The sequence below is a fragment of the Natrinema gari JCM 14663 genome, from assembly GCF_000337175.1.
In the GTDB taxonomy this organism is placed as follows: domain Archaea; phylum Halobacteriota; class Halobacteria; order Halobacteriales; family Natrialbaceae; genus Natrinema; species Natrinema gari.
On the sequence record NZ_AOIJ01000082.1, the window covers coordinates 1 to 21,477 of the forward strand.

A 21,477-nucleotide genomic window follows, 5' to 3' on the forward strand; every position below is an offset into this window, starting at 1 on the left:
GCCATCAGAGATGTGTATAAGAGACAGGTCTCGGGTTCGACGTAGTAGTTCGATTCCCCGAGGGATGCGACCCGTTCGAGGTCACCGTCGAGACGACAATGGACGTGCGCCGGCGTCTCGTGGCCGTACAACAGGACCGAAAACGACGCGCTGGTTTCGAGCGTCTCGCTCGTCGCCTCGAGCGCCTCGGCGGCCCCGCGGTTGACGTGGACGGAGACCTCGGTTCCGGACATAATGGGTGGGGCCGCTCAGGCCGGCGTCTCCTCTCGCATATCCGGCGGCAGCAGGTTCGGAATGCCGTCCTCGATCGGGTAGGCTTCGCCACACTCGGTACAGACGAGATCGCCACCGACGACTTCCTCGTCGTCGTACTCGGCGTCCTCGAGTTCCAAGTCGTGTTTGTCGAGCGGGCAGCAGAGAATCTCCAGTAACGACTCCTTCATACTACGTAGGCTTGCCGCCGACAGCAAAAGGTTTCGGGAACGACGTGAGCGAGTCGCTCGCGACCCGTCGCCGGACCCGATCGGTAATCAGCGGGAGAATCCCGGCGGTTACGCCGGGGAGGATGTCACTCGTACGGGTTCTCGACGACGACGGTCTCCTCGCGGCCGGGGCCGACGCCGACGGCGTAGATCGGGGCGTCGAGTTCGTCGCTGATGTACTCGAGGTACGTGCGTGCGTTCTCCGGGATCGCCTCGTACCCGTCCTCGGCGACCGCGGTCCAGTCGACGTCCGGCCAGCCGTCGAACGACTTGAACGTGGCTTCACAGCGGCTCCACTGTTCGGTCGTCGGGGGCATGGTGAGGATTTCCTCGCCGTCGAACTCGTAGCTGTGGCCGACTTCGACCGTGTCGAGGCCGGACAGGACATCGATGTGGTTGACCGCGAGTCCGGTAAAGCCGTTCGCACGAGCCGCGTGGCGCAGCATCGGCATATCGAGCCAGCCGACCCGCCGCGGGCGGCCGGTGACGGTGCCGTACTCCCCGCCTTCGTCGCGGATGGCGGTCGCGAGCGCCTCTTCGTCCGCGCCCGCACCGTCGGCCGCGTCGTAGTCCGGCGTCTGTCCCTCGACTCCGCCGAGTTCGGTCGGGAGCGGCCCAGTCCCGACGCGCGAGAGATAGGCCTTGACGATACCGATGACCTCGCCGTCCCCGATGACGGTCGGCCCGAGTCCGGTGCCGACGGTCGCACCGCCCGCAGTCGGGTTCGACGAGGTGACGTAGGGGTAGACCCCGTGGTCGATGTCGAGGGAGGTTCCCTGTGCACCCTCGAGCATGACGTTGTCGCCGGCGTCGATCCGGTTCTGGAGGAAGGTCCCGCAGTCGACGGTCATCCCCTCGTCGGCGAGGCGCTCGCCGTACTCGCGGTAGGTCTCGTAGAGGTGATCGATATCGAACGCCTCGCCGGTCTCCTTGTCGAAGACCTCCTCGGCGAGGGCCTTCTTCTGGGGAACGACGTACTCGAGGCGTTCGCGGAGCGTGTCGGAGTCGAGCAGATCGCCCACACGGACGCCGCGACGGCCGGCCTTGTCCTCGTAGGTCGGCCCGATCCCGCGCTTGGTCGTCCCGGCGGCGAGGTCTTCCTTCTCTTCCTCCTCGATGCCGTCGAGCGCGCGGTGATAGGGGAGAATAACGTGTGCGCGCTCGGAGACCCGGACGTCCGGCTCGAGACCGCGTTCGCGGAGGGTATCGATCTCGTCGAACAGCGTCTCGGGGTTGACGACGCAACCGTTGCCGAGGACGCCGATCTTGCCGCGAACGGCTCCCGACGGCACCAGCGACAGTTTGTACTTCTCGCCGTCGTGGACGACGGTATGTCCAGCGTTGTCGCCGCCCTGATACCGGGCAACGACGTCGGCGGCGTCGCCGTAGAGGTCGACGACCCCACCCTTGCCTTCGTCGCCGAGTTGCGACCCGACGATAGTGACGGTCATAACAGCGGCGGATTCTTCCCGGGCCGATAAACAGATTTCGGTATACGGGTAACTGACGAGCAGCGTTCGGAGTCGGCCGTGGGATGTGCCATGTCGCTCGGTTCGATAGCTACCAGTATATATAGGTGCAGGCACAAGGGAGGGTACACCATCCGGACTGCCGTTCCGTGGTCGACCCCGAAACCGAGTGCCCGGGACCGGCCGACAGCACAGTCTATCGCCCCCGTGACCGGGTGTAGACCCCTGCCGGACGGAGCCCAACCGGCCGGCCGATCCCGCGAATCGCCGGGATCGGAAACGTTAACTACTGACAGGAACGGATATCTAGTCGAAACCGGTCCGTTCAGTTGCCGAGAGTAACTTTTAAAAGGCCCAAAGACAAGTTAACAAATGCCATGATAGATAGGCTTGAGAAGGAAGTCGATATGCTGGAACGTCATCTCCAGGTCCTGAAGATGGTCATCGAGAACGAACCGATCGGGATCGTGAAAATGTCCAACGAAACCGGATATCCCCACCACAAGGTTCGCTACTCGCTTCGGGTCCTTGAGGAGGAGAACCTGATCGAGCCCTCGAGTCAGGGTGCGATCAAGACCGAGCGGACTGTCGAATTCGTTGACGAACTCGACGGCAAGATCGACGACATCGTCGAGAAACTCAACGGGATGAAGATCGAAGACGTCGCGGAGATCGAAGGGTAGTCTCTCGTCCAGTTCGGCGCTGTCGCCCGCCCCTGCGACCGGCAGCCCGCGCGTTGCTGACTCGCTGACGATCTTATCGCCGTTTTTCGTTCCCGGAGCGCCCCGCTTTCGTCTCGGCTTCGTCGCCACGGGTCCCAGCGATCGGGACGGCCGCGTCAGCCATCGGACACCCGTCGCTCGAGCGGCGTTCGCTGCCGTCCTCCTGGTCCGAAACGCCGGCAATTAGAGTGCGTGCTCGTCGACTACAGTTCGGGGACGTTCATGTGGAACCCTTCCGAGCGTGATTCGACGAGACAGAGGTGGTAGCCGTCCTTGCGCGAGAGGTTGACGTAACTCAGCTTCGAGCCGCGGCTGAGAAAGCCGCCGCTGGTCGCCTGCTCGGCCACCTCGAGCGCGCCGGGCTCGAAGTAACTCGAGGTGACGGCGAACGCCGCCGCGAGATCCGGGTAATTGGCTTTGATCGCGGAGGCTGCTTCCTCCAAGCCCTCGAGCATCTCCTTCGTCGCCGGCTCCCGGGAGTCGTTGAGCGTCACGAGGACCAACGGGTTCCCCATCTTGTCGAACGCGACGATATCGAAGGTCAGCTCGTCGGGCACGTCCTCGGTGTCGTCGTTCTCGAGCGAGATCGTCGCGTCGAGTTCGGCCCGATCGATGCGAGGAATAGCGTCGTAGAGGTCAACCAGACTGTCCGCGTTACCGGTATCACGAATCTCGTAGAGGACGACCTCGGTGAGCCAGTCGACGAACCGAAACTCCATCGAAGACGGGAGGAAGTCCGCGTACGGCTCCCCATCAACCGCGGCAGCGGCCGAGTCGAACTGCGTGTGATGCTCGAGCCGGAGGTTCGACGCGACCTCGCTGCGGTCGGCGTCGCCGTCGTGAGCCGTCTCGAGGGTTGGCCGACTCTTCGAGGCGTACCGCACGAAGAGGTTCGTCCCCGAAAGCGCCTGCTGGGCCGAGAGGTGCGTCTCGGCGGCAGCCCCGGAGTCGGCGGCGTCGCCGGAGTCGGTTCGCTCGCGTTCCAGTTCCGCCTCGAGGTCTTCGATTCGGGACTGGAGGCGCTCGACCGTCGTGGACAGTTCGTCGTTCGTCGACCGCAGTCGGTCGCGTTCAGCCTCGAGTTCCTCGGCCTTCGTCGCGAGGGCGTCGCGTTGCTCCTGTAGCGTCTCGAGTTTCTCGGTGAGTTCGTCGATTCGCTGTTGCTTCCGATCGGCGGCCGGACCGTCGGCCGATGACTCCGACTGAGCCGTGGCCGCCGTCCGCTGGCGGCCTCCCGTCTGGGAGCGCCCCGAACGCGTCTCGGTCGCCGTCGACTCCGCCGTCCGCTCCCCGTTTCGTGAACCGGTCCGTTGTCCGTCCGATGTGGCGGCGGTCGTAGCGTCCGCACCCGCCGACGAGGCGGCCGACCGACCCGTCCGCGTACGACGGCTGTCACTGCTCGTACTCGGTTCGTCCGCAGGTTCGCTGTCGTCGGGATCGATCGACGGGATGCGTCGCGTCTCCCGCCAGGCTTCCTCGCGTTCGAGTTGTTCGTCGAGATACCCGTCCTCGTCGTCCGCGGAAGCGTCACCGGAGTCGGCGGTGGGGTCCTCGGCCGTCGATCCGTCCGCCAGCCCATCGTCCCCCTCCTCGTCGACCCAGGAGATATCGTTGCGCTCTAACTCCTCGGCCGCCGCCTCGACCTCCGCGAGGTCGGGATTCGAGTCCGACGCCGCCTCGCCGTCGGTCTCGGACTCGGGATCCGCCCCGTCTGCGGGGGTGACGTCGATGCTCACGCCGGTTCCGCCGTCGTCGGTCGCGCTCGACGCAGTATCGGTCGTCCCGGGCTCGCTTGGCGGTGAGTCGGTCCCTACGGGATCGTCGGTCGCGGGTGCGGTCGTGTCGTCGGCAGTCGCTCGCGCGTCCCGTTGGACGCGTTCGGGTGCCCCCTGTTCCTGACTGTCGACGGAGCCGTCCGATGGCATCGACTCTTGGGAGTGACCGGTCTCGGCAGCTGCGTCCGTCCCGGCGGATGGGTCGGGCTCAGGAGCCGAACCGGCGGCGGAGGGGTCCGGCTCGGTGATTCCGCTCGAAGCGGAGTCGGACTCCGACGTGGCGTCGTCGGTCGCGGTAATCCCCGACGCGTCGCCCGTCAGATCGATCTCCCCCGTCAGCGAGGACGGATCGTCCGCGGCCCCATCCTCGATCGACTCGCTTCCCGTCGCACCGACGGTATCGGTCGACTCGGTACTCGAGATGTCGATCGGATCGATCGCCGAGTCCGTCGCACCGACGCCGGGTTCGGACTCGGCACCGTCGCCGCCAGGCGTGTCCGTCTCGGCGACGGACGTTGCCGGATCGGTCCCCGGAACTGTTCCGGTCGTCGGACTCGAGTCGGAGCGGTCGGTCGTCCCCTCCGTGGGTCCGGAGCCGGCGCTTGCCTCGCCCGTCCCCGGCACGTCAGTCACCTCGATATCGACGTCGGTCACTTCGTAGATGCCGACTTCGTCGGCCGCTCGATCGAAGGCCTCGTCGCCAGTGAGCAGCCGTTCGGCGTTGCCGATGTAGGCGGCGGCCATCCGCCGGCCGCCGTAGTAGACGGCGTAGTAATCGCCGCTGAGGACGTTTTCGCTCAGTTCGATGTAGCCGGTAAACGAGCCGCTCTGGAGGGTGTTGTCCACCTCCCGGAGCGGCGTCTCGTTCGTGTAGTACTTCGCTCGTGTGTCACCGCCGCGTTCCTCCATTGCACAGAGCAGGGGAAGCGACGGGTGGGGGGCCTCGTACTGCGTGCCAGAGGCGGTTTCGAAGTCCTCGATATCGCCGTCGATGATGCCGATAATACGGCCGTTGAGCATGAATACCCACGTGCCGACAGCCGACACGGCACCGGAGAAATCAGCGGCAGCGAGATCGGAGAGACCATCGAACCCACCGTTGAACGGGCGGGAGTCCCACTCCTCGACGCGCTCTTGCGTGCGCGGGTCCATAGTTCAACAAGCGAGAACCACACTAAATACGTTTCGCCTAGATACTGTCTATATTTTCGACTCCGCGTCCTCGGCGAGTTCCTTCATGCGTTTGCCGATCCGACCGGCACTCGAGAACTCGTCTTCGCTCATCGCGCTCGCCAGGGCGTTGCCGAGGACGAAGACCGCGTGTTTGTGTTCGCTTTTCGACTTGTGGACGTGGGACGGATCGACGTCGAGTTGACGATAGGGATCGAACAGCGTTTCGTCGACCTCCTCGCGATCCGAGAAGTACTCCATGATGACGACGAGTTCTTCGTGGAGTTCGAGGAGTTCGTCTTTATGCATACACCTCGTTAGGGACGGTTTCGATTTAAGCGTTGTGTGGCCGAGTATCGCAAAAGCGGCCCAAACCGTTCAGCGGTTCGGCCCGTCCGGTTCGCTGTCGTCCCGGCGTCGGATCGTGAGTGCCAGCGAGATGATCCACACGGCGAGGGCGACGGCGGCGACGAACTCGGGAACGGCGACCCAGTTGGCGGTGTCGTTCTCCGTGAGCAGCCAGATGAACCAAGCGAGCGGGTGGACGTTTCCGAGCCAGAACGACGCGACCGCGACGCGGCCGTCGCCGGCCAGCGCGGCCCCGCTGCCGTAGACCCAACTCGCGACCGGCGCGGCGGCGAAGACGGTCACCGCCGCGACACCGTGGACGCTCCGATCGAGGTAGACTACCGTGTGATCGAGGAAGAAGACGCCGACGCCGATCATCCCGACGACGGCGATCGTGACCAGAACCACCCCGAGACGCTCGACGGAGTTACGACTCGTGAGCCACAGTCGCCAGACGAACGGCACGCCGAGGAGTCCGCTCACGATCAGGCCACCGTTGAACAGCGCGAACGTCGGCGCGCCGTAGCGACCCATATCCGAGAGGGTTCGTCCCTGCCAGGTGAACGTCTCCGGGGGTGCAACGAGGATCGAGAGCAGGATCGCACTCACCGAAACGATCGGTGCGGCGATTCCACAGGCCGTCGCGATTTGCCTCCGCCCAGACATAAGGGATCACATGCTTCAGAACTTCATTAAAGCACTGTCGACAACGATAATACGTCTGGCAGTCGTCGAAAGCGGGGAGGAGACAGTGTCGGGCGCGGGAGTGGCCGGTCAATCGGCACCGGATGGAACCTGGTCCGCATCGGGCTCCGTGCGGTGGTCGGCGGGGAACCACGCGAGTTCGTGGTCGGCGGTGACGCGGACGCCGACGCGCTCATCGAGATCGATCCGGTCGGAGTGGTTGTGCATGCACTCGATGGTCTCGCCGCCGTCGAGTTCCACGCGATAGAGGACCGTCGGGCCGAGATACCGTCGGTAGACGACGCGGCCGTCGGCCTCGGCTTCCGCGGCGGGATAGGCCGTCACGTCGTCGGGACGGACCAACAGATCGACGATGCTCCCGTCGTACTGGTGGGCGAGCCCGTGAACGTCGTCGCGGAGCACGCGGCCGAGTGCGGTCTCGACGTGGTCGCCGTGGACCTCGCCCGGGAGGAAGCTGGCATGACCGAGGAAGCCGGCCACGAACCGCGACTCGGGCTGTTGAAAGACCTGTTGTGGGGTGTCGATCTGCTCGATATCGCCGTCGTTCATCACGGCGACCCGGTCGGAGATCGATAGCGCCTCCTCCTGATCGTGGGTGACCGAGATGGCGGTGACGCCGGTTTCCTTAATGATGCGACGGACCTCCTCGCGCATCTCGACGCGCAGATCCACGTCCAGGTTCGAAAACGGCTCGTCGAGCAACAGCATCTCGGGCTCCGGGGCCAGCGAGCGCGCGAGCGCGATCCGCTGTTGTTGTCCGCCCGAGAGTTCGTCCGGATAGTCCTCGCCGTGGTCCGTGAGTCCGACGAGTTCGAGGAGTTCGTCGACGCGGGCGTCGCGTTCGGCGTCGGCCCACTCCTGGAGGCCGAATGCGACGTTCTCGTGAGCGGTCAGATGGGGAAAGAGCGCGAAGTCCTGAAAGACGACGCCGACGCCGCGTTCCTCCGGCGGGACGAACCGTCCGTCACCGGCGACAGTCTCGTCTTGCAGCCGGACTTGTCCGGCGTTTGGCTTCTCGAGGCCGGCGATCAGGCGCAGCGTCGTGGTCTTCCCACACCCCGACGGGCCGAGCAGCGTCAGGATCTCGCCCTCGCGAACGGCCAGGGAGAGGTCCCCGATGATGTCTTCGCTCCCGAACCGTTTCGCGACGCCGTCGAGTTCGAGGACCGTCTCCGCGGTCGTCGGTGCCTGCGCTTCGTCCTCGACCGCCGTCGTGAGTAGTTGTCCGTTCGCCATAAATCGACTCCGGCGTCTGCCGGCGTATATTCCCTTTAGGCATGCCTAAATGCTTATAACTGCCGGTCCGATCCTGGGCGGTGAGAACGAACGGAGACGGCTACAGTTCGACGCCGCTGGGGATCAAGCTGTGCTGGCGGAGCAAGCTTCCCTCGTCATCGTAGACGAGAAACGTCCGTTTGTCGTAGCTGACGAACGGGTCCCCGTCGAGCGTAATCGCGACCTCGTAGCGACCCTCATCGTCGGCGGCATCCTCGCCGTACCCCCGCGCCGCGCGGATGAACTGGAGGACGTCCTCGGCGTCCTCGTTGAGCTCGAGGATGAACTCGCCGGTGATGCGGTTGGTCACGCTCACTACTCCCGTGGTGTCGTCCTCGAGCGGTCCCTGCAGGCGGAGGGCCGCGTCCGTTTCGCGCGCCTCGAGAACGTCTCCGTCAGGACCAGTGAGGCGCTCGCGAAGCATGGTCGCCGGGCCGGTGAAGTCGATCGATACCGATGGCTTCGCTGGCTCGCCGTCGGTTTCGACCCAGTCGATGTTGGTGACGTCTAACGTGAAGTGCTCGCGCCTCATTCCGTACCTGTCGCTTCGGACTCCCGCGGTATGAACGTAACGCACGAAAAAATGCGGTCGACGGACAGTTCATCGAGCGGCGGGAGAGACACGGGACGGAGATCGGCCGACCGCGCGTGTGAGATGGCGATGTAGAAACCCTTTAGTCCCCGACGCGGGAAGTGAGCGTGGGAAGCGCACGGCCGCAAATCCGACTGTGTCACCCACTCTTCCGGGTGGCTTGGGATTGCGGAAGTGCATGGCGAGAGCCAGTACTGTCGTTCGACAGTATACTGAGCGGTCAGTGCGATTCCTATCCTCAACAATGGCACGAATGCACCCCCGCCGTCGCGGCTCGTCCGGTTCGGACAAGCCGTCGGCAGACGAACCGCCGGAGTGGAGCGACGTCGACCCCGAAGACATCGAAGACCGGGTCGTCGAACTAGCACAGCAGGGCCACGATCCAAGCCAGATCGGGATGAAGCTGCGTGACGAAGGCGTCACCGGCACACCCATCCCCGACATCAAGCTGGCAACCGGAAAGAAGATCACCGAGATCCTCGAGGAGAACGACGCGCGAGCGGACATCCCCGAGGACCTCTGGAACCTGATGGAACGTGCCGTGCGTCTGCGCGAGCACGTCCAGCAAAACCAGCAGGACCACCAGAACAAGCGTGCCCTGCAGAACACCGAAGCGAAGGTTCGTCGCCTGGTCACGTATTACCGCGGCGACGAACTCGAGGCGGACTTCACCTACACGCCCGAGTTCGCGAAGGAACTCATCGAAGACACCGCGTAACGCCAGATGTCCACCGAGGGTCGATCCGCCGAGCCGGCGTCCGCCACGAGCGTCCTCGAGAGCGCCGGCTTCGTCCGCCTGATCGCCCGTGCTGACGGCGACGCGATCGCGGCGAGTGGCCTCCTCGCGAACGCCCTCGACGACCGCGAGACGCCGTTTCAGGTGACCGTCGGACGGACGGTCACGGAGCGATCCGAGCGGGCTCGAGCGCCGACTACCGACGGTGACGTGACGGTCGTCGTCGGTGCCGCCGATGCGGCCGCCGACGGCGAGCACGTCTTCGAACTCGAGGCGACGGACCGACCCGCAGCGCTTGAGGCCATCGATCTCGTCCGCGAGCTCGGTGCGACGCCGGACCCGGTGCTCGCGCTCGCCGGCGTCGTCGCCGGCGGGAGCGACCCCGGTGCGGGCGAGACCGAATGGCTCCTCGAGACCGCACGCGAGCGCGGGCTCCTCGAGCGGCGACCGGGCGTCGCGGTACCGACCGCGGATCTGGTCGACGGGCTTGCACACTCGACGCGCCTTCGCACGCCGTGGTCGGGCGATCCCGACGCGACTCGCGAAGCGCTTTCGGGCGTCGACACCGGCGATCCCGATGCGCTCGACGCGGACGACCATCGCGCGATCGGCTCGCTCGTCGCACTCGACACCGTCGGTGCCGACGAGGCGACCGACGCCGCCGCGGAGACGATCGGTCGGGCACTGCGACCCTACGCCACGCCCGCGTCGCCCTTCGCGACGCTCGGCGGTTTCGCCGACGTGCTCGAGGCGCTGGCGCGGACCGACCCCGGAACCGGGACGGCACTCGTGCTTGGCCACGACCTGCGCGAGCCCGCACTCGACGCGTGGCGTGAGCGCGGTCGTCGCGCCCACGCGGCGCTCGAGGGCGCGTCGACCGGCCGCTACGACGGGCTGTTCGTCGTCGGCATCGACGACGGTCCCGTCGAGGCGGTCGCGGCGATTGCGGCGGCCTACCGGTCGCCGGAGCCGGCCGTTCTCACCGTCGGCAACGGCGAGGCGGCGATCGCGACCCGCGAACCCGAACCCCTCGGCGCGACCGTCGAGGGAATCGCGCGCGATCTCGAGGGGGCGGATACGGACGCCGACGGTACCGCTGTCGAGTACGACATCGGCCGGCGGCGGGGCTACCTTCGGTACGACGGAGACGTGGACGACTCGGCGATCATCGCGGCAGCGAGGGACCTGCTATGAGCCGGCGCGCGACGATTCGGACGGACCACGACGATGCGACGCTCGTCGCACGGGCGCTCGACCCGGACAACACCGACGAGATGACGACGACCGTCGAGCGCGACGGCGTCGTCGACGGGACCGACGGCGACGATCGCACAGGAACGGTCGTCACGCGGATCGACCGCGAGACGACCAGCGGCCTGCAATCGACGGTCGACGACTACGTCGTCAACCTCGCAGTCGCGATCGACATCGCATCGCAGGCGCGACCCGTACAGGACGACCGACCGACGGACACGGGACCTGTGTCCGATCACGATACCGACTCAGACACAACACACAATGAGTGAACGATCAGTTTCACGTGCGAAACAGGAAAAGCGGTGGTACACCGTTCTGGCACCCGAGCAGTTCGATCGCCAGGAACTCGGCGAAACCCCCGCTGACGAACCGGACAAAGTCTACGGCCGAACGCTCGAAACGACGCTCGGCGAACTCAACAACAACGCCAGCGAGAACAACACCAAGCTGACCTTCAAGATTACCGATGTCGGCAGCGACAGCGCGTACACGGAGTTCGTTGAACACTCCCTGACGCGGGACTACCTGCGCTCGCTGGTCCGTCGCGGTGCCTCGAAGATCGAGGCCTACGTCACCGTCCTTACGACGGACGACTACCGCGTGCAGATCCAGCCCGTCGCGTTCACGACCAAGAAGGCCGACGCGAGCCAGGAGAAGGCCATCCGCGAACGGATGGTCCAGATGATCGAAGAGGCGGCCGAGGAGCGCTCCTTCGAGGAACTCATCGACAGCGTCGTCGAGGGACGGCTCTCCTCCGGCATCTACGGCGAGGCCAAGACGATCTACCCGCTGCGGCGCGTCGAGATCCAGAAGGCCACCCTCGAGGCCCACCCCGAGGAAGTCGCCGAAGAGGAAGCGACCGCGGTCGACGTCGACGAAGACGACGTCTCCGCGGACTGATCGCGATCCGCGAGTCGACTCGAGTCTCGCTGGGGCGCGATTCGATCTTTTGCGGTCGAACGCCGCGTAGCGCCCGCTGTCTTCCGCCGCCGTGACTCGAACCGACAGCCATCGATTCATCGGCGATGGAATCGAGCGGCGTCGCTCGAGAGGGACTGCCCATCTACAGCGGCGGGGACCCGACTGGAGGGTTACTCGACGACGATTTCGCCGATCATCTCGGCATTCTCGTGTGGAATACAGAAATACTCGTAGGTCCCCGGTATCTCGAAGGTATGTTCGAACGTATCGCGCGTTCCGAGGCGGCCGCCGCGGTCCTTCCAGGCCTCACGCGCGGCCGCTTGACTATCGTAGCCGCCGGACGCGAAGTACTCGGCCTCGTCCGGAATGCCGCTCTCGTAGGCCGTGACGGTGTGGTCGGCCTCGCTGGTGTTCTTCCAGACGACCGTATCGCCGGCCGACACTTCGTAGACGGCGGGCGTGAACTCGGTGCGGTTCATTCCGATGTGACAGTCCTCGCCGCCACAGGGGTCGTCGTCGAACGCGCTGAGGACGGACGAACACCCGGCCAGGGTCGTTGAGAGCGCGGTTCCGACGGCGGCGAGACAGGCGCGCCGTTGCATATCAAACCGTACGAAGAGTCGCGGTATAACCGCCCCGGTTCGGTTCTCGAAAACGCCGCCTGCGGAAACGAAAACACGTAAGGTAACGCCCCGCCGAATCCGGGCATATGCTTCCCCGGTTCGTCGGTCGGTTGGGTGTCGCCGACGCGGTGACGATCGCCAACGCCGCTCTGGGGTTCGTCGCGGTCGTCGTCGCGGTCGTCGACATCGGGCTGGCCGCCCGCCTCATCCTCCTGGCGGCGATCGCGGACGGCCTCGACGGCATCCTCGCGCGTCGCTACGGCGGCACCGATGCCGGCCCCTATCTCGACTCGCTCGCTGACGTCGCCTCCTTCGCCGTCGCCCCCGCCGTCCTCTCCTTCGTCGTCGTTACCGAGGGCTTCGGGATCGGGTTCGAGTCAATTACCCCCGCACTCCTGCTCGTGACGGTCGTCTGTGCGCTGTTCGTCGCGATGGCGGTTACCCGTCTGGGGATGTACACCGCCTACGACATCGCCGGCAGCCACACCGAGGGCGTCCAGACGACGCTGGCCGCGACGGTGCTCGGCGCGGCGATTCTCGCAGGCGAGCTTCGGCCGTGGCTCGTCCTCGGAGTGACCGGTGCGTTCTGTTACCTGATGGTCTCGCGAATCCGGTATCCCGATCTCCTGGCTCGAGACGCCGCGATCATGGGTGTCGTCCACGCGCTCGCGATCCTCGTCCCCGATTTCGCCGGTCGAACGTTTCCCTACGCCCTCCTGACGCTCGGGCTGGCGTACATGACGTGCAGTCCCTGGTTGTACTGGGGCGACGCCGAACGGACCGGCGAGGTCGACGTGCATGGAAACGCTTAGGGCCGTGCTGACACGACCGTAGAGTATGTACACAGTCACGCGTCGGCGTCGTCCCGAGGTGGGACCATGAGCGAGGACGAGGCAAACGGTGACGACGCGGCCGACGAGGCCGAGCCGGACGGAACCGCCGTCGATCTCGAAGCCATCGGCGAGCGACTCGACGCCGTGGCGGCCGACGTCGAGGAACTCGAGGGAGCCCTTGAGGCGGCCGAGACCGAAGACGACTTAGACGTCGTCGAGGCCGATCTCGACTCCGTCCGCGCCGACCTCGAGAGCGTCGAGGTACCGGAGCCGCCCGAGACCGACGAGGAGGAAGACGAAGACGAGGACCCCGCCCCCGAAGAAGAACTGCAGGCGGAGTACGACGAGCTCGAGGGCGCTCTCTCGGACCTGGGGTCCGACCTGGACGACCAGCGCGGTCCCTACGGCGAGGACGTCGTGAGCGAAATCGACGACGCGAGCGACACGATCACGAGCACTCGCTGGACCGAGGAGGGCAACGCCGAACTGATCGACGCGGTCGAGGGCTTCCTCGACGAACTCGAGGGGCTGCTCGGAGCGTCAGTGGCGCTGGCCGACGAGGACGACGAGGTCGCCGCCCGACTCGAGGCGACCCTCGACGACGCGGCCGACGCCGTGGCGGACGGTGCCCTCGACGCCGACGAGGACGCCGAAACGATCGCCGGGCTGCTCGAGGCGGCCGATGACCTCCAGAGCGAGATCGATGACGCGACCGAGTGGACCGACCTCGAGATCCGCGAACAGCTCCGCCGGGAGGGGTACTACGACGTGCTCGACCACGTCAAGGACTTCCCGCCGGAGTGGCACGCACTCAAGGTCCACGAGAAGCAGGGCAACGTCGAGCAGATCCTGCTCGCGCTCGAGACCTTCGACTCCGATTTCATGGAGGACCACTGCATGGAGGCCTTAGAGCGGATGGGTCCCGAGGAGGCCATCGACCCGATGCTTCAGAAGGCAAACCGGCGCGATCAAGCCGCCATGCGGATCCTCGGCAAGATCGGCGTCGACGACGAGGAGATCGTCGACACGCTGGTCGACTACGTCGACTCCAACCCGAACCTCCAGCGGCCGGCGTTCCGCGCGCTCGGCGAAATCGGTGCCGCGGACGCGGTCGAGCCGATCGCCCAACAACTCGTCGCCGACGAGGACGATGTCCGCAGCTGGGCTGCGCGCGCGCTCGGACTCATCGGCGACACGCGCGCCATCGACCCGCTCGCGGACGTCCTCGAAGACGACGAGGCCGACCGCGTCCGGGCCAGCGCCGCGTGGGCGCTCAACCGCATCGGTACCCAGGACGCGCTCGAGATCGTCGCCGACTACGACGACGACCGGGCCTATCTCGTCCAGGCCGAAGCCGAGGGCGTGAACCTCGAGCCCGCGGCCTGACGAGCGACAGGATAGAACCGATTCGATCCGTCCGGTCCGACCCACCCGTCCGCAGGTAGCGCGAGACGGTCGAATTCTCCCGCGGATTTAAGTACGAAAGGGCGGCCAGACGGAGCGATGACCCTCCGGCGTGTGGCCCTCGTCGCGGCGTTCGTGTGTAGTCTCGTCGCCAGCACCGCACTAGCCGCGGGCTTTGTCGCCGACGGAGCGACGGCGGACGGCCGGCCAATCGCTCAAGCACCTGCCAGCCCGGACGCGACCGCCCTCGACTGTCCGTCCCGAGCGGGCGATACGACGGCGACGGCCACGAGCCCGCCGCCGACCGACACACCGGCGCGACCGCGGATCGCCACCATCGCCCCGAACCCAGCGACCGACGGCAACGTCGGCGAGTTCGTCGTCCTCGAGACCCCGCCCGAAACGCGACTCGAGAACGTCTCCCTCACTGACGGCCACACGACGGCAGCCCTCCCGAACGAGACGATTTCCGGCCGCGTCGCGCTGAGCACTGCTCCGAACGTCACGCGGACGCTGACCGACGCACCCGTCCTCGCACTCGAGGGCCGTCTCCAGCTCGCGAACGACGGTGACGAACTCCGACTCCAAAACGCTACGACCGAGATCGATTCGGTCACCTACGATCGCGCGCCGACGGCAACGCGATGGTACCGAACGGAACCGACCACTAACGGAGCGGACGACAGGAACAGCGGTCGATGGTGGCCCACAGGTGCGACCTGTCTCCCCGTCGCGAGCACTGCGGTCGACGAGGCGACGGCATTCGTCCTTCCCGACACCCCCGAGGTTCCGCGAGCAACGATCCGAACCGCGGACGATCGACTGCTGCTGGCGGGGTACACCGTCACCTCCGACGCGATCGTCGCCGACCTCGTCGACGCGGCCGACCGCGGCGTTGACGTCGCCGTCCTCCTCGAGGCGAGCCCGGTCGGCGGCACGCCCGCACCGACCGAGAGCGTCCTCGAGACGCTCGAGTCCGGTGGCGTCGACGTCCGGGTCATCGGCGGCGAGAACGCTCGCTACCGGTATCACCACCCGAAGTACGCCGTCGTCGACGACCGTGTGCTGGTCATGACTGAAAACTGGAAACCCGCTGGCGTCGGCGGTGAGAGCAGTCGCGGCTGGGGGGTCCGCCTCGAAAGCGAGGCGCTCGCAGCCCGACTCGCGACGGTTTTCAGCGCCGATTTCGAGGGCCGAGACACGACGGCCGGCAGTGCCTACCGCGCGAACACCACGTTCGTCGACGACGAGACACAGGGGTTCTCGTCGGCGGAAGCCGATCCCGAGTTCCCGACGACTCACGATCCGGCGACGGTCCCGGTCGAATCCGCCGAACTCCTGCTCGCGCCGGACAACGCCGACGGCCGGATGCAGGCATTGTTGGCCGACGCCGATGACGAGATCCTCGTCATCCAGCCCAGTATCGACGGCGACGTCTCGCTGCTCGAGGCAACCCTCGCGGCGGCCCGCCGCGGCGTCGATGTCAAACTCCTGCTCGGCTCGACGTGGTACAACGCCGACGAAAACGAAGCCCTGGCCGCCGACCTCGAGCGGGTCGCCGACCGTGAGGACCTCCCGCTCGAGGTCCGCCTCGTTGAGGACACCGATCGATTCGAGAAGATCCACGCCAAGGGCGTCGTGATCGATCGGGAGACGGCGATCGTAGGCAGTGCGAACTGGAATTCGAACTCGCTCGAGAACAACCGCGAGGTGCTCGTCGCGCTCCACAGCGTGGCGGCCGCGAAGTACTACGCCGACGTGTTCGAAGCGGACTGGGCGGGCGGCTCACAGTCGCTCCCGATCGGCCTCGGCGTCGCGGTCGTCATCGCCCTCGCGGGTGGGGCGATCGTCGGCCGACGCTACGTCCGATTCGGCGATCGGGACGGGTCCAGCGATCCCTGACCGGGCGTGTCGTACGGTGAAATCCGTGATTTCGTCGGTCGCTCTCACCGAATTCGGTACAGCAGTCGCTCCCAATGTTGCGCTGCAGAACGTGTCCCCGTAGTGGTCAGTACGGCACTCCGACCGCGATAGCAACCGCTCGTGGGTATTTGAGAGACGGGGTAGGTCAGTCAGGTGAACACACGTGGAAACCACGCGCGCTGAAAGGTAGCTGTCTGACCGTGCCGTCTCCTAGTCCTCTCTGCTATCCCTATAAAACAGCACCGGTATACGGGTCCAACCGACCCGACTCAGTCGGCCCGACCGCTGGCCTCGAGTTCGAGCAGTTCACAGCAGTCCTGCTCGGCATCGAAACAATCGGGACACTGGGCTGGCCGGTCGATGATTGTGTCGAGGCGTTCCGCGACGGTATCGTCGATAACGCTTTCGAGTGCGCGGGCCTCGTCACGAAACTCCTCGACCTCGAGGACGTTCGCGAGGAACCGCTCGATGATGCAGTAGGTCTGGAGGGCATTGTGTGCTCGCTCGAGCCCTTCGTCGGTCAGACTGGCACCTTTGTATTTCTCGTGGTCGACGAGTTCCCGCTCCTCGAGCTTACCGATCATCTCGTTGACGCTGGCCGGACTCACCTCGAGGAGATCCGCAAGCGTGCCGGTCGATGCGGGGCCGTCCTCGATGCGCTGGGCCAGATAGATCGCTTTGAGGTATTGATCTGCAGTGTTCATGCCATCCCTCCGTCGGTCGCGTTCCGTGCCGTGTCGATCCCTCGCCGGCGCACCCGCGGCCGGGCGTCGATGCGTGTCGCGGACGGCGTCAACGCGGTCACTTCGGTGGCCGCGATCGTGGCGCTCACCCTGATCATGCTCGCTGCTCCATGACCTCGGTCACTTCCTCGACGCCCTCTTTTTCCTCCTCGCGGATGCTGTACAGCGTCTCGAGTAGCCGCTCGCGGTCGACGGCGAACTCGGACTCGGAGGCCTCGATCGCTTCGATCAGGTCGTCGTAGAACTTGTAGGCCGTTTCCTCGTTGGCCAACTGGTCGTAGAGGACGCCGTCCGTGTCCTCCGGCGGCCCGTATTGGGCGTCGACCAGTGCGTTGATCTCCTCGTATCCGACCGTTTCCGCCTCGAGATCGTCGATCAGCGCCTCGAGTCGCTCGCGGTGTTCGGCCGACTCGGTCGCGGCCTCCGCGAGTAACTCTTCCACCTCCTCGTCGAATTCCGCCCGCTCTTCGGGGGGCAGGGACTCGATGTGGTGGGCGGCGCGTGACTCGACGAGTTCCTCCAGCACGACCCCGATCTGGAGCAATCGGGTCAGCTGGTGGTCGCTCGAGACACGCTGTCCCAGGCTCATATCACGACAAGGGAGCCGTGGTTACTTAGTCGTCTCGGAGCGCGGACGGCGACAACGCGAAACGGCGGGAGGTACAGGGACCGACAGCGATCAGTCGCGCTGTCGGAGTCGAGCGCCGATCAGCTCCTCGAGGTCGTCGCGGAGTTCGTCGACGTCGATCTCCTCGAGAACGGGCACGAAGAAGCCCTCGACGAGCATGTTACGCGCCGCTCGCGGGTCGACACCGCGGGAGGTCATGTAGAACAGATCCTCCGCGTCGATCTGGCCGACCGTCGCGGAGTGGCTGGCCTCGGTGTCGTGGTTGTTGATGATCAGTTTCGGGGAGGCGTCGGCCTCGCTCTCGTCGCTGAGCATCAGCGTATTCTCGCGCTGGTATGAGCTGGTGTCCCAGGCATCGGCACCGACGTCCTGGACGCCCTCGTAGACCGAGCGGGCGACATCGTCGGTGACGCCGCGGGTGACGAGATCCGCGGTCGTGTGCTCGGCGCGGTGCCAGACCTTCGCGTCGAGGTCGAAGTGCTGGTCGTTGTGGCCGTAGAACGCGCCAACGATCTGTGTCTCGGAGCTATCGCCGCTGAGCGTCGTCGAGACCTCCGTCTTCGTGAGTTGGGTCCCGAGGTTGCCCTCGATCCAGTCGATCGTAGCGTAGGTGTCGGCGACGCCGCGCTTGACGGTAAAGTTGTAGGCCTCCTCCGAGAGGTTCTGGAGACTGCCGTACTGGACGTAACTGTTCTCGCCGGCGGCGACTTCGACGACGCCGCTGTAGTACTGTTCGTCCTGTTCTGCGCCGGTCGACTGGCGCTCGAGGATCGTGACCGAAGACGACTCCTCGGTGACGACGAGCGTGTAGTTGAACAGCGAGCGGGAGTTCTGCTCGGTGCGGACGGTCACGTCCTCGGCGTCGACGCCTTCGGGGACGTAGATGACCGTCCCGGTGGAAAACAGCGCCGTCGAGAGCGCCGTCAGGTAGTTCTCCTGTGGGTCGACGATACTGCCGAAGTGCTCCTTGAGGAGGTCCTCGTGCTCGGCGACGGCGTCGCTCCAGGCCAGGACCTCGGCCTCGTCGGGGCCGACCTGATCTTTGTCCTCGGCCGCGTTGAGCGGATCGACGAGGGACTCGAAGTCCAGGTCGTGGAGGTTCGTCCAGTCTCGCCCCGGCGTCCGGATGACATCGGGCATGTCGAGTTCCTCGAGAGCCGCGAGGGCCTCGAGACGGGTCTCCGTGAGCCAGTCGGGCTCGTCGAGTCCGTCGCTGATCTCGCGTACCTGTTCTTCGGTCAGATTGGCGTGTACCTGTGTTCCTGCGCTCATATTATCCGAGGCTCCCCTCCATCTCGAGTTCGATGAGACGGTTGAGTTCGACCGCGTACTCGATCGGCAGTTCCTCCGTGATCGGCTCGATGAAGCCGGCGACGATCATCTTCTTGGCGTCGTCGTCGTCCAGTCCGCGGGACTGGAGGTAGAAGATGTCCTCGTCGCCGATCTTGCCGACGGTCGCCTCGTGGGCGACATCGACCTTCGACTCCTCGATCTCCATGTACGGCATGGTGTCCGACGTGGACTCGTTGTCGAACATCAGAGCGTCACACTCGACGGCAGTGCTCGAGTTCTCCGCGCCGTCGGCGATGTGGACGAGCCCGCGGTAGTTGGTGCGGCCGCCGTCCTTGGAGATCGACTTGGACTCGATGGTCGAGCTGGTGTCGGGCGCGTTGTGGTAGACCTTCGCGCCGGTGTCGATGTCTTGGCCCTCGCCCGCGAAGGCGATGGTGATGTGGGTGTCGGTCGACCCGCGGCCCTTGAGGATCGTACACGGGTAGAGCATGGTCGCTTTCGAGCCCATGCTGCCCGAGACCCACTCCATCGTACCGTTTTCCTCGCAGATGGCGCGCTTGGTGTTGAGGTTGAAGGTGTTCTTCGACCAGTTCTGGACGGTCGAGTACTGGACGTGAGCGTCCTCGCCGACGAAGACTTCCACACCGCCGCTGTGGAGGTTGTGGGTGCCGTACTTCGGCGCGGAACAGCCCTCGATGTAGTGGACTTCCGACCCTTCCTCGGCGATGATGAGCGTGTGCTCGAACTGGCCCATTCCCTCGGAGTTCATTCGGAAGTAGGCCTGGACCGGCATCTCGACGGTGACGTCCTCGGGGACGTAGACGAAGCTCCCGCCGGACCAGACGGCCCCGTGCAAGGCGGCGAACTTGTTGTCGCTCGGCGGCACGCAGGTCGTCATGAAGTGCTCTTTGACGAGCTCGGGATGCTCACGAACGGCCTCATCCATGTTACAGAAGATGACGCCTTTCTCCTCCCACTGCTCTTGCATGTTCTGGTAGACGACCTCGGACTCGTACTGGGCACCGACGCCCGAGAGGGCGTTCTTCTCCGCTTCCGGGATGCCGAGCTTGTCGAACGTGTCCTTGATCTCGTCGGGCAGCTCCGTCCAGTCGTCGACGCCTTCGCGCTTGTCGACGTCCGGTCGGATGTACGGGATGATTTCCTCGACGTCGAGTTCGGAGAGATCGGGCATGCCGGGCCAGCCGGACGGCATCGGCATGTTGTGATACTGCTCGAGCGCACGCAGGCGGCGCTCGAGCATCCAGTCGGGCTCGTCCTTGTCCTCGGAGATCATGCGAATGACCTCCTCGGTCAGGCCCTTCCCGGATCGGACCGCGGCGTTCTCTTCCTTCTTGAACTCGAACCGGGCCTCGGTGTCTGTCTCTTGTAGGTGGTCTTGATCGGAACTCATTGGTTGATGTAGTTGTGGTTACGGCTGTAGCGTTATTACGGTTGTTCTAGTCGAATCCGGTTACGCGGTGCCGTAGACTTCCTCGCGGACCCAGTCGTACCCCTTGTCCTCGAGCTTCTCGGCGAGCTCTGGCCCGCCGCTCTTGGCGATCTGACCGTCGAGCATCACGTGGACGTGGTCGGGCTCGACGTAGTCGAGGATGCGCTGGTAGTGGGTGATCTGGAGGACGCCGGTGCCCTGCTCGTCGCGCAGGGCGTTGATTCCGTTGGACACGTCCTGCAGGCGGTCGATGTCGAGTCCGGAGTCGATCTCGTCGAGGACGGCGATCGAGGGCTCGAGGATGGCGGCCTGCAGCACTTCGTTCTGTTTCTTCTCCCCGCCGGAGAACCCGGCGTTGAGGTAGCGCTGGGCGAACTTCTCGTCCATCTCCAGTTGCTCCATCTTCTCCTGGAGAATTTGCTGGAACTCGGCGACACCGATTTCACCCTCGTCCGCGGGGCCTTCCATCGGCGAGGACTCGAAGCCCTCGTCGTCCGCCGCGTCGGACTCGTCACCCTCCTCGTCCTCGAAGAGTTCCTCGCGCTCCTCGATCTTGGCGTTCAGCGCCGTTCGGAGGAAGTTCGTCATCGTGACGCCTTCGATCTCCGCGGGATACTGGAAGCCGAGGAAGATACCGAGCGCGGCGCGTTCGTTCGGCTCGAGTTCGAGGAGGTTCCAGGTGCGCTGCTCCTCGTCGATCTCGATGTCCTCGCCGAACTCGTCGTCCTCGAGGTGAAGCAGGACGTCGCCCTCGGTGACCTCGTAGGCCGGGTGGCCGGCGATGACCTTCGCGGTCGTCGACTTCCCGGAGCCGTTCGGTCCCATCAGCGCGTGGATCTCGTCCGACTGAACCTCGAGGTTGACGCCCTCGAGAATGGTCTCGTCGCCGTCCGCTACTTCCGCATGCAGATTGTTGAGTTCGAGGCGTGCCATAGTATTCTGTCGTCTGGATAGTGGGTCGTATGACTGATAACGGTTTCGTATCCAATTGGATACAGTCCCGCAGAGTCAAAATAAGTTTCCGATTCGAAAACCACGGTTCGGATAGTCCGATACAGGGCCGTGATACAGCATCCGGATTTCGACCGAGAAACGGACTTCAAATCGGCATTGCGTACCGATTCCGGA

Annotated in this window: 23 protein-coding genes; 8 read left to right on the forward strand and 15 right to left on the reverse strand. The window is 65.3% G+C overall.

From position 1 onward, the window contains the following. The 3 genes from C486_RS17485 to C486_RS17495 all read right to left on the reverse strand — a co-directional run. Positions 1-233, reverse strand: a 233-nt coding sequence (locus C486_RS17485; protein ID WP_008458554.1) for a DUF7524 family protein, incomplete at its 3' end; no start/stop codon positions are given. Between the two features lie 15 nt (positions 234-248). Next, complete coding sequence (locus C486_RS17490) at positions 249-443, reverse strand: methytransferase partner Trm112 (RefSeq protein ID WP_008458555.1); 195 nt, start codon at positions 441-443, stop codon at positions 249-251. A gap of 125 nt (positions 444-568) precedes the next feature. Continuing rightward, positions 569-1,933 carry an adenylosuccinate synthase gene (locus tag C486_RS17495; RefSeq protein ID WP_008458556.1) on the reverse strand — a complete coding sequence of 455 codons (1,365 nt, stop codon included), beginning with the start codon at positions 1,931-1,933 and terminating at the stop codon, positions 569-571. Positions 1,934-2,328: 395 nt separating this feature from the next. On the opposite strand from C486_RS17495, the gene C486_RS17500 reads away from it, so the two are divergent. Continuing rightward, the gene (locus tag C486_RS17500; protein WP_008458557.1) at positions 2,329-2,634 is read left to right on the forward strand and encodes a hypothetical protein; all 306 of its coding nucleotides are present in this window, start codon (positions 2,329-2,331) and stop codon (positions 2,632-2,634) included. 242 nt (positions 2,635-2,876) lie between these two features. Here the strand turns inward: C486_RS17500 and C486_RS17505 are convergent, their stop codons facing one another. The 5 genes from C486_RS17505 to C486_RS17525 all read right to left on the reverse strand — a co-directional run bounded on the left by C486_RS17505 (position 2,877) and on the right by C486_RS17525 (position 8,478). Beyond that, positions 2,877-5,600 (reverse strand): DUF7527 domain-containing protein, encoded by a 2,724-nt coding sequence (locus C486_RS17505; RefSeq protein ID WP_008458558.1) that lies wholly within the window; start codon positions 5,598-5,600, stop codon positions 2,877-2,879. 48 nt (positions 5,601-5,648) lie between these two features. Then, complete coding sequence (locus tag C486_RS17510) at positions 5,649-5,927, reverse strand: UPF0058 family protein (protein ID WP_006186471.1); 279 nt, start codon at positions 5,925-5,927, stop codon at positions 5,649-5,651. A 69-nt stretch (positions 5,928-5,996) separates the two neighbouring features. Next, positions 5,997-6,632: a DUF998 domain-containing protein gene (locus tag C486_RS17515; protein WP_049910684.1), complete on the reverse strand. Its 636-nt coding sequence runs from the start codon at positions 6,630-6,632 to the stop codon at positions 5,997-5,999. A 108-nt stretch (positions 6,633-6,740) separates the two neighbouring features. Then, positions 6,741-7,907, reverse strand: a complete 1,167-nt coding sequence (locus C486_RS17520) for an ABC transporter ATP-binding protein (protein WP_008458560.1) — start codon at positions 7,905-7,907, stop codon at positions 6,741-6,743. A gap of 100 nt (positions 7,908-8,007) precedes the next feature. Beyond that, positions 8,008-8,478: a DUF5793 family protein gene (locus tag C486_RS17525; RefSeq protein WP_008458561.1), complete on the reverse strand. Its 471-nt coding sequence runs from the start codon at positions 8,476-8,478 to the stop codon at positions 8,008-8,010. A gap of 304 nt (positions 8,479-8,782) precedes the next feature. Here C486_RS17525 and C486_RS17530 point away from each other — a divergent pair, with 304 nt between their 5' ends. The 4 genes from C486_RS17530 to C486_RS17545 are packed head-to-tail and all read left to right on the forward strand — an operon-like array spanning position 8,783 to position 11,431. Next, the gene (locus C486_RS17530) at positions 8,783-9,256 is read left to right on the forward strand and encodes a 30S ribosomal protein S15 (protein ID WP_008458562.1); all 474 of its coding nucleotides are present in this window, start codon (positions 8,783-8,785) and stop codon (positions 9,254-9,256) included. Positions 9,257-9,262: 6 nt separating this feature from the next. Next, positions 9,263-10,468, forward strand: a complete 1,206-nt coding sequence (locus tag C486_RS17535; protein WP_008458564.1) for a hypothetical protein — start codon at positions 9,263-9,265, stop codon at positions 10,466-10,468. Beyond that, positions 10,465-10,800 carry a KEOPS complex subunit Pcc1 gene (locus C486_RS17540; RefSeq protein WP_008458565.1) on the forward strand — a complete coding sequence of 112 codons (336 nt, stop codon included), beginning with the start codon at positions 10,465-10,467 and terminating at the stop codon, positions 10,798-10,800. The genes C486_RS17535 and C486_RS17540 overlap by 4 nt, the downstream gene beginning before the upstream one ends. After that, positions 10,793-11,431: a 30S ribosomal protein S3ae gene (locus C486_RS17545; protein WP_006185248.1), complete on the forward strand. Its 639-nt coding sequence runs from the start codon at positions 10,793-10,795 to the stop codon at positions 11,429-11,431. The genes C486_RS17540 and C486_RS17545 overlap by 8 nt, the downstream gene beginning before the upstream one ends. Before the next feature lie 191 nt (positions 11,432-11,622). On the opposite strand, the gene C486_RS17550 is transcribed toward C486_RS17545, so the two are convergent. Beyond that, positions 11,623-12,054, reverse strand: coding sequence for a cupredoxin domain-containing protein (locus tag C486_RS17550; RefSeq protein WP_008458567.1), 432 nt, complete (start codon positions 12,052-12,054; stop codon positions 11,623-11,625). 107 nt (positions 12,055-12,161) lie between these two features. On the opposite strand from C486_RS17550, the gene C486_RS17555 reads away from it, so the two are divergent. The 3 genes from C486_RS17555 (at position 12,162) to C486_RS17565 (ending at position 16,214) form a co-directional block, all read left to right on the forward strand. After that, complete coding sequence (locus C486_RS17555) at positions 12,162-12,887, forward strand: protein sorting system archaetidylserine synthase (RefSeq protein WP_008458569.1); 726 nt, start codon at positions 12,162-12,164, stop codon at positions 12,885-12,887. A gap of 66 nt (positions 12,888-12,953) precedes the next feature. Beyond that, positions 12,954-14,294, forward strand: coding sequence for a HEAT repeat domain-containing protein (locus tag C486_RS17560; RefSeq protein WP_008458571.1), 1,341 nt, complete (start codon positions 12,954-12,956; stop codon positions 14,292-14,294). A 117-nt stretch (positions 14,295-14,411) separates the two neighbouring features. Beyond that, positions 14,412-16,214: a phospholipase D-like domain-containing protein gene (locus C486_RS17565; RefSeq protein ID WP_008458572.1), complete on the forward strand. Its 1,803-nt coding sequence runs from the start codon at positions 14,412-14,414 to the stop codon at positions 16,212-16,214. Between the two features lie 290 nt (positions 16,215-16,504). Here the strand turns inward: C486_RS17565 and C486_RS17570 are convergent, their stop codons facing one another. The 6 genes from C486_RS17570 to C486_RS17590 form a co-directional block, all read right to left on the reverse strand. After that, positions 16,505-16,939 carry a metal-dependent transcriptional regulator gene (locus C486_RS17570; RefSeq protein WP_008458574.1) on the reverse strand — a complete coding sequence of 145 codons (435 nt, stop codon included), beginning with the start codon at positions 16,937-16,939 and terminating at the stop codon, positions 16,505-16,507. Continuing rightward, a complete protein-coding gene (locus tag C486_RS21430; RefSeq protein WP_155945801.1) occupies positions 16,936-17,076 on the reverse strand; it encodes a hypothetical protein in 141 nt (46 codons plus the stop codon). Before C486_RS21430 ends, C486_RS17570 begins: the two co-directional genes overlap by 4 nt. After that, positions 17,073-17,567 carry a hypothetical protein gene (locus C486_RS17575; RefSeq protein WP_008458577.1) on the reverse strand — a complete coding sequence of 165 codons (495 nt, stop codon included), beginning with the start codon at positions 17,565-17,567 and terminating at the stop codon, positions 17,073-17,075. Before C486_RS17575 ends, C486_RS21430 begins: the two co-directional genes overlap by 4 nt. A 90-nt stretch (positions 17,568-17,657) precedes the next feature. Further along, positions 17,658-18,878, reverse strand: a complete 1,221-nt coding sequence (gene sufD, locus C486_RS17580; protein WP_008458578.1) for a Fe-S cluster assembly protein SufD — start codon at positions 18,876-18,878, stop codon at positions 17,658-17,660. Position 18,879: 1 nt separating this feature from the next. Next, a complete protein-coding gene (gene sufB / locus C486_RS17585) occupies positions 18,880-20,310 on the reverse strand; it encodes a Fe-S cluster assembly protein SufB (protein WP_008458580.1) in 1,431 nt (476 codons plus the stop codon). Between the two features lie 60 nt (positions 20,311-20,370). Further along, the gene (locus tag C486_RS17590; protein ID WP_008458582.1) at positions 20,371-21,282 is read right to left on the reverse strand and encodes an ABC transporter ATP-binding protein; all 912 of its coding nucleotides are present in this window, start codon (positions 21,280-21,282) and stop codon (positions 20,371-20,373) included. Positions 21,283-21,477 lie beyond the last annotated feature (195 nt).